General features: G+C 65.6%; 8 protein-coding genes and 1 pseudogene. 4 read left to right on the top strand and 5 right to left on the bottom strand.

Going from position 1 to position 7,375, the window contains the following annotated elements:
• The 3 genes and pseudogenes from A8G08_RS08810 to A8G08_RS08800 form a co-directional block, all read right to left on the bottom strand.
• The coding region (locus A8G08_RS08810; RefSeq protein WP_245672740.1) for a transposase at positions 1-1,172 on the bottom strand (1,172 nt) is incomplete at its 3' end.
• A gap of 185 nt (positions 1,173-1,357) precedes the next feature.
• A pseudogene (locus tag A8G08_RS27980) lies at positions 1,358-1,414 on the bottom strand (hypothetical protein); the annotation flags it as partial.
• Between the two features lie 10 nt (positions 1,415-1,424).
• Entirely contained in the window at positions 1,425-2,036 is a 612-nt protein-coding gene (locus tag A8G08_RS08800) for an IS607 family transposase (RefSeq protein WP_068272881.1), read from the bottom strand.
• A 99-nt stretch (positions 2,037-2,135) separates the two neighbouring features.
• Between A8G08_RS08800 and A8G08_RS08795 the strand changes: the two genes are divergently transcribed.
• On the top strand, positions 2,136-3,791 hold the full coding sequence (locus tag A8G08_RS08795; RefSeq protein WP_068272878.1) for an FAD-binding dehydrogenase: 1,656 nt from the start codon (positions 2,136-2,138) through the stop codon (positions 3,789-3,791).
• Between the two features lie 162 nt (positions 3,792-3,953).
• On the opposite strand, the gene A8G08_RS08790 is transcribed toward A8G08_RS08795, so the two are convergent.
• Positions 3,954-4,601, bottom strand: coding sequence for an MBL fold metallo-hydrolase (locus A8G08_RS08790; RefSeq protein WP_068272906.1), 648 nt, complete (start codon positions 4,599-4,601; stop codon positions 3,954-3,956).
• A gap of 145 nt (positions 4,602-4,746) precedes the next feature.
• Here A8G08_RS08790 and purS point away from each other — a divergent pair, with 145 nt between their 5' ends.
• Both purS and purQ read left to right on the top strand, forming a co-directional pair.
• Positions 4,747-4,980 carry a phosphoribosylformylglycinamidine synthase subunit PurS gene (gene purS, locus A8G08_RS08785; protein ID WP_068272875.1) on the top strand — a complete coding sequence of 78 codons (234 nt, stop codon included), beginning with the start codon at positions 4,747-4,749 and terminating at the stop codon, positions 4,978-4,980.
• Positions 4,977-5,666: a phosphoribosylformylglycinamidine synthase subunit PurQ gene (gene purQ / locus A8G08_RS08780; RefSeq protein ID WP_068272872.1), complete on the top strand. Its 690-nt coding sequence runs from the start codon at positions 4,977-4,979 to the stop codon at positions 5,664-5,666. The genes purS and purQ overlap by 4 nt, the downstream gene beginning before the upstream one ends.
• A gap of 51 nt (positions 5,667-5,717) precedes the next feature.
• Here purQ and A8G08_RS08775 read toward each other — a convergent pair whose 3' ends face one another.
• On the bottom strand, positions 5,718-6,695 hold the full coding sequence (locus tag A8G08_RS08775; protein ID WP_068272869.1) for a R2-like ligand-binding oxidase: 978 nt from the start codon (positions 6,693-6,695) through the stop codon (positions 5,718-5,720).
• A gap of 297 nt (positions 6,696-6,992) precedes the next feature.
• Here A8G08_RS08775 and A8G08_RS27420 point away from each other — a divergent pair, with 297 nt between their 5' ends.
• The gene (locus A8G08_RS27420; protein ID WP_169823286.1) at positions 6,993-7,361 is read left to right on the top strand and encodes a MarR family winged helix-turn-helix transcriptional regulator; all 369 of its coding nucleotides are present in this window, start codon (positions 6,993-6,995) and stop codon (positions 7,359-7,361) included.
• Positions 7,362-7,375: the final 14 nt, after the last annotated feature.

Genomic DNA, 7,375 nt, shown 5'->3' with positions numbered 1-7,375 from the left:
AGCCTCGCCTTGCGGTAAGGCGGTCCCCGTCCGATCCGCTGGGTGGCGGTGCCGGGGGTTGACGCTTCGTCGCCTCTTGCGTCGCCCGCTTGCGCGGGCTCGGTCTCACGGCTGGCTCCACGTCCTGCCACCGGGCCACTCCCGGCGGGACTCGATTCACCCGGGCAGGTATCGCCGAGTCGGGCGAGGTTGATTGCGGCATTGAGATCCCGATCGACCTCGAAACCGCAGTCATCACACTGGAATACCCGATCGGCAAGGGTGAGGTTTGGCTTTCGCCTCCCACATGCCGAGCACAGTTTCGACGACGGATAGAAGCGGTCGGCTTCGACCAAAAGCGAACCGTACCAACAGGTCTTGTACCGCAGCATCGTTCGTACCTGCGCGAGCGTGGCATCGGCCAGGGCGCGATTCAATCCGCGCTTGTAGGCACCACCGGCGCTGCGCATCCCGAAGGCGTTCAACGTCTCCACCACGATCACCCGATGCTGTTGGGCCAGGACGGTGGTGGCTTTGTGCATCACGTCGCGGCGCACCGCGGCCGCATGCGTGTGGACACACCCGATGCGGCGTTGCGTCCTGGTCCACCGCTTCGACGCCTGCCTGCGGGTCTTGGTCACCGGGTCGTAGGGCCCCCGCTGCCGGGCCGCGCGCCGCTGCAACACCCGCAGCCGATGCTGCTCCGCCGCCAACCCTTTCGGGGCCGCGACCCGCGCGACCGCGCGACCGTCCGGAGTCGCGACTACCAGCAGGTCCCGTACGCCGACATCGACCCCGACCACCGCCTCCGCAGCGCCGACGTGTGCGGGGACTTCGGCAGCGCGTTGCACGATTGTCTGGAACGAGGCGTGCCAGCAGCCCGAGGAGTCCTCACTCAGAGTCGCGGACAGAATCCGTGCGGTACCCACGTCGACCCGCCGGGCGAGCTTCCTGGTGGACTCGTGCGTCTTGATCCGTCCCAGCCTGGGCAGGGTCAGGTGGTGCCGGTCGGCCTCGATCCGGATCGTGCCGGTGGTGAACCGCACCGACCGGCGGGCGCGCGCGGACTTGAACTTGGGGAAACCGACCGCCCTCCCAGCGCGCTCGCCTTTGCGGGACTTTCGCCACGCGTCCAGACGCGCGCCAGAGCGTCGAGGCCGGTGTTGTAGGCCTCTTTCGAGTTCTGCGCCCACCACGGCGCCACATCGTGTTTTCGGCGGTTCCACTCCCGGCGCAGCCCCGCCAGCGACCAGTTCATCGCCGGTGTCAACTCCGATTCGGCCACACCGTAGGAACGTTCCGCGGCCCGCTGACCCATCACCGCCATCGCCGCGGCCAGCATCGTGTTGTGCGCCTTGCGGGCTGCCCCGGCGTGCGAGCGAAACGCACGTTCCTGGCGCGGTGTCGGATCGAGCGCGAACCGATACGCCTGCACAATCCAACCGTCAGGGATCTCGAACCTGGCCACCAGCAGGCACCTCCTCGGGAGCTTCGTAGTGCCTGGTGGCGGTCACGGCCCGCATCGCCCGATTCCGTGCGCCGCGGCGGCCATACAGGCGCGCGCACATCGAGGTGAGTACCTCGATCATGTCCCGCACCAGATCGTCGGTGGTCTCACCCGGATCGGCCACGATCAGCTGGCGTCCGTGGGCAGACAGCGCCGCTTCGAGATGCTCGACCCCGAAGCGCGCCAACCGATCCCGATGCTCCACGACGACCACCAAAGCAGAAGGGTCAGACAGAATCCGCCGCAACTTCGGCCGCTTGCCGTTCAGCCCGGACCCGACCTCGGTCACGACCTCACCGACCGTGTGCCCGTTCGAAGTCGCCCAGTCGGTCAGCCGAGCGACCTGCCGATCGAGATCGGCACGCTGGTCGTATGAGGTGACCCGGGCGTACACCACAGTTTTCCCGGACACATCGGCCGCAGGTGTCTCCACCCAGATCGTGCCCGACTCCAACTGACGAGCAGGCACCGGCATCCGATCTTCGCGGAACCACCGGTACGCAGTTTGTGGATGCACACCGTTCGCCCGCGCCCACTCGGCCAACTTCACACACTCAGTCAAACACACATTCGATCACGTTTACTCACAAAATGCGGAACAGTTCCGATCTCTTCGGCGATGCCTCTGTGCCGCGCTACGGTGTGCTGCATGAGCGAAGTCGCCGACGTCGTAGTCGTGGGAGCAGGGCTGGCCGGACTGGCCGCCGCCGCCGAATTGGTCGACGCCGGCCGCAAGGTCGTCATCGTCGATCAGGAGAACGCCAACAATATTGGCGGACAAGCATTCTGGTCCTTCGGTGGCCTGTTGTTCGTGGACAGCCCGATGCAGCGCCGGCTCGGCATCAAGGACTCGTACGAACTCGCCCTCCAGGACTGGATGGGCAACGCGGGATTCGACCGCGAGCGCGAGGATCGCTGGCCGCGCAAGTGGGCGCAGGCGTACGTCGAATTTGCCGCGGGGGAGAAGTACTCGTGGCTCAGTCAGCAGGGCTTGAAGCTGTTCCCGTTTGTCCAGTGGGCCGAGCGCGGCGGATATGGCGCCATCGGTCCGGGCAACTCGGTACCGCGCTTCCACATCACCTGGGGCACCGGTCCGGGACTGGTAGAGGTTTTCGAAAGGCGCGTGCAGGTGGGCGTGGAGCGCGGCCTGGTTCGCTTCGCGCACCGTCACCGCGTGGACGAGATCGTGCTCACGGACGGTGCGGCGACGGGCGTGCGCGGGTCGATCCTCGAACCGTCCGACGCGGCGCGCGGAGTGGAGTCCTCGCGCACAGTTGTCGGGGATTTCGAATTTGCCGCGCAAGCGGTGATCGTCACGTCCGGTGGGATTGGGCACAACTTCGACATGGTGCGCGAGAACTGGCCGCAGCGGATGGGAACGCCGCCGAAGAACATGCTCGCCGGTGTGCCGGCGCACGTGGACGGCCGCATGCTTGCCATCTCCGAGCAGGCCGGGGCGAGCCTCGTCAACCGGGACCGGATGTGGCACTACACCGAGGGCATCACAAATTGCGATCCCATCTGGCCCAACCACGGCATCCGGATCGTGCCCGGACCCTCGTCGCTGTGGCTCGACGCGACCGGAAAAAGGCTTCCGGTACCGCTGTATCCAGGCTTCGACACGCTCGGCACGATGGAGCACATCGTCAAGTCGGGTTACGACTACACCTGGTTCGTGCTCGATCAGAAGATCATCGAGAAGGAGTTCGGGCTCTCCGGTCAGGAGCAGAATCCGGACCTGACGGGCCGGGACATGCGTCTGCTGCTGCAGCGGGTGAAGAAGGGCGCGCCCGGTCCGGTCGAGGCGTTCAGGCAAAAGGGCGTGGACTTCCTCGTCTCCGACGATCTCGCCGATCTGGTCGCGAAGATGAACAAGCTCACCGGTGAGGGCCTGCTCGACTACGAACAGGTGCGTGCCGAGGTTGTCGCTCGCGACCGCGAGATGGACAACAAGTATTCCAAGGATCTTCAGGTGGTCGCGATCCATGGGGCGCGGAATTACTTGGTGGACAAGATCACTCGCGTCGCGAGCCCGCACAAGCTGCTCGACCCGAAGGCCGGCCCGCTGATTGCGGTGCGGCTGCATCTGCTGACCCGAAAGACGTTGGGCGGCATCGAGACCGATCTGAACTCGCAGGTGCGCCGGCCCGACGACACTCCGTTCGAGGGGCTCTATGCGGCCGGTGAGGTCGCCGGTTTCGGTGGCGGCGGTGTACACGGCTACCGTGCGCTCGAAGGAACCTTCCTCGGTGGCTGCATCTTCTCCGGCCGCGCCGCGGGCCGCGGGGTCGCCGCGCACCTGTAGCTCGGTCAGCGCGCCCAAACGGGGGCGAATTGTGTTCGTGGGTGCGAAACTTCGCCCCCGTTTAGAAGGTTTGCAGCGGGGAGTGCGCCCAAACGGGTGCAAATTGTGTTCGTGGGTACGAAATTTCGGCCCCGTTTACACAATTTGCACTCGTGAAGGGTGTCAGGCGACCTCGGTGTCGTCTTCCTCGGTGAGCACCTGGAACTCGGTGCCCTCGTGCGCCATCTCGGCGAGACGGGAGTAGTAGATGCCGCGACCGCCCTCCGACGCCACCTCCTGGTGGATCGGCACAGCGAGGCGCGGGTGCACGGCGCGCAGGTAGTCGACGGCCTCGCTGACCTTCATCCACGGCGCGACGGCGGGGATGGCGAGCACGTCGACGGGAACCGGCGGCACCCACAACGAGTCGCCGGGGTGCACCAGCTGCGCCGGATTGTCGGGCGTGCCGAGCAGGTACACGGTGTTGTCGATGACGGGAAGTTCCGGGTGAATGACGGCGTGCCGGCCCCCGCCTCCGGTCACCTGGACGTTGCCAACTCCGAAGATATTGCCGGCATGGACGGCCGTCCACGGGTCGCCCAGTTGGGCCGCCGTCTGCGGGTCCGCGTACAGCGCCGCGTCGGGGTTTCCCTCGATCAGCGCGGGCAGCCGAGCGTTGTCCACGTGGTCGGGATGCTGGTGTGTGATGAAGATCGCATCGAGCCCGGTCAGTCCCTCGAAACCGTGCGAAAAAACGCCGGGGTCGAACAGGATCCGCGTTCCGTTGAGTTCGGCGAGCAGACACGAATGCTTGAAGTGCGCGAGTCGCATACCGCCAGTATGCGCACGCTCGGCGTGGCTTGCGGGGGAGGCGGTAAACTTCGTGGTCGCCGCAGTTTCGAGGGTGCAGTACCGCACCGCCGCCTGCCGTACCCGCACTTCACGAACACAGCACCGAACAACAAGGAGCAAGCCCGTGGCCCGAGTCGTGGTCGACGTCATGCCCAAGCCCGAGATCCTCGACCCGCAGGGACAGGCGATCGTCGGTGCGCTGCCCCGCCTGGGATTCGCCGGTGTCGCGGACGTCCGTCAGGGAAAGCGCTTCGAGCTCGAGGTCGCCGATGACGTTGATGACGCGCAGCTCGAGCAGATCGCCGAATCGCTGCTGTGCAACACCGTGATCGAGGAGTGGAAGGTCACCCGGCTGTGAACGCCTCGGCAGGGGCCCGCGTCGGCGTCATCACCTTCCCGGGCACGCTCGACGATGTCGACGCCGCCCGCGCGGTGAAGCTGGCCGGCGGCGAGCCGGTGTCGCTGTGGCACGGCGACGCCGACCTCAAGGGGGTCGACGCGGTGATCGTGCCCGGCGGTTTCTCCTACGGCGACTACCTGCGTTGCGGCGCGATCGCGCGCTTTGCGCCGGTCATGGGTGAGGTCATCACCGCCGCGAGCCGTGGCCTTCCGGTGCTGGGCATCTGCAACGGCTTCCAGGTGCTGTGCGAGGCGGGCCTGCTGCCCGGCGCGCTCACCCGGAACGAGGGCCTGCACTTCATCTGCCGTGACCAGTGGCTGCGCGTCGAGGCGAACAACACCGCGTGGTCGAGCCGCTACGAGACGGGCGCGGAGATCCTCGTCCCGCTGAAGTCCGGCGAGGGCCGCTACCAGGCGTCCGAGCAGGTGCTCGACAAGCTCGAGGGCGAGGGCCGCGTGGTGTTCCGCTACGCCGGTGAGAACCCGAACGGTTCGCAGCGCGGCATCGCGGGCGTGTCGTCGTCGAACGGCCGCGTGGTCGGTCTGATGCCGCACCCCGAGCACGCCACCGAACCGCTCACCGGACCGAGCGACGACGGGCTTGGCATGTTCCTGTCCGTGCTGGACTCGGTTATCTCGGTCTAGCCAAGATCGTTCTCCACACGAAAGGCCAACCGCCGGTTGGCCTTTCGTGCTTTATTCAGCTGCTGCGGCGCGCATCACCTCGGCGTCCTCCTGGCCGAACTTGTCCTCTAGCGTCTCGGGCGAGTAGTCGGTATCGATCTCCTCGATCGGGCGCCCGCGTGCCGACTCGATCGCCGACAGCCGTCGCTGCGCGCGGTCGGCGGCGTAGATGAGGTACTCCTTGTCGTCGATGCCGAACGGGTTCACGGGGAACTGATTGTTGACCCACTCGATCATGCCCAGCGCGAGCGGCATGAGTTCGACCATGCGCTCCTGCACCACATCCCAGAGCCGGTCATCCGCGGCGACGTGCCTACGGCAGGTGAAGGTGCCCCAGGCCATGTGCCGGCGCTCATCGTCGCCGATGCGCTTCACGAGGTCCTGCATGCCGGGGAAGATGCCTTCCTTGGTGCATACCTTCTGCCACGCGTAGTAACCGGTGAGCGCGAGGCTGCCCTCGATGACGTGGTTGTAGGTGACGCTGGCCTTGATCTGGTTGACCGGACTCGGGTCGGTGGTGAGGTCGCCGAGCGAACCGGGCAACTCTTCGTAGAACAGCTGGCGGTAGTAGGGGTTCTCCGCGACGAACGGATGTAGGTCGCCGGTCAACCCGACCTCGTCCATCCATAGCCGGAACACCTGCGTGTGCTTGGCTTCCTCGAAACAGAACTGGGTCAGGTACATCTCATCGCCAAAGCGGCCCTCGGCGCCCATGGCATCTAGGAACGGCCGAATGTCCTGTGTGACAGCTTCTTCCCCGGCGATGAATTGTGAAACCAGATATGTCGTACTCCGTTGCTGTTCGCTGTTCAGCCCGTCCCAGTCCTCGGCTTCGCGGCTGAAATCAAGGTCGCTTGGATTCCAGAATTTTGCATTGCCTTTGGTGAACAAGCGCAAGGGAAACGAATCCCAGTTGAACCCGCCCTCGCGCAGCGAATTGAATCCTTCGCGGCCGGCGGCGTAGGTGTGGTCTGTGGTTGACGTGGACATTTCTGACCTTCTTCCACGGTGGTTCCGCACGACCCACGCTAGTCCTGCTCCGCGGATGCTTGCCATGATTTTCCGGATCGCCTGTCCGGTTCGATGTTCGGTACATATCCCGCTGTGCATGAGATCCGAATACTGGGTTTATCGAAATCAATTCATATTGCGCCGCAAGGGCTTGTATCCTTTTTCGCAGATCAGATCCCATGGGCGGGAGTGTTCCTCATGATCGTTGTCGGCAGGAATTCGCTCAGTCGGGCGCTGCGAAGCGCCGATCGCTGTTGGGTGCACCGACTGGACTCGGTGCTCCGCAATCGCGGAATCACCACCGACAGTTGGAGCGTGCTGTCGAGCCTGTCGGCGGGCGGGGGCATCACGATGAGCGAGTTGGCGCGGCGTACCCAATTGCCCGCGAGTTCGGCGACCCGATCGATCGACACACTCGTCGCCCGCGGTCTCGTCGAGCGCGGTATCTCGGCCGTCGATCGGCGTCAGGTGATCGTCATACTCAGCGCCGACGGCCGTGCGCTCGTGGACGAGGCGAACGACGCCGAACTCGCCGTCGAGCAACAACTGCGTGCTCAGCTCGGTGACGAACGGGTGGACGAACTGGTCGAGTTGCTGCACGAGGTATCCGCCACGGCGCAGAATCCCGCGCGGGTGCACGGCTGACCGCCCCGCACTCG

Origin of the sequence: Aldersonia kunmingensis (assembly GCF_001646865.1) — a bacterium.
GTDB lineage: Bacteria > Actinomycetota > Actinomycetes > Mycobacteriales > Mycobacteriaceae > Aldersonia > Aldersonia kunmingensis.
Note: the sequence above shows the minus strand (reverse complement) of the source record. Positions and strands in the feature narration are given on the sequence as shown.

Excerpts from the sequence above, each read along its gene's own strand:
- A8G08_RS08775 (WP_068272869.1), bottom strand. The coding sequence starts at position 6,695 with ATGTCCACGTCAACCACAGACCACACCTACGCCGCCGGCCGCGAAGGA.
- A8G08_RS08795 (WP_068272878.1), top strand. The coding sequence starts at position 2,136 with ATGAGCGAAGTCGCCGACGTCGTAGTCGTGGGAGCAGGGCTGGCCGGA.
- A8G08_RS08790 (WP_068272906.1), bottom strand. The coding sequence starts at position 4,601 with ATGCGACTCGCGCACTTCAAGCATTCGTGTCTGCTCGCCGAACTCAAC.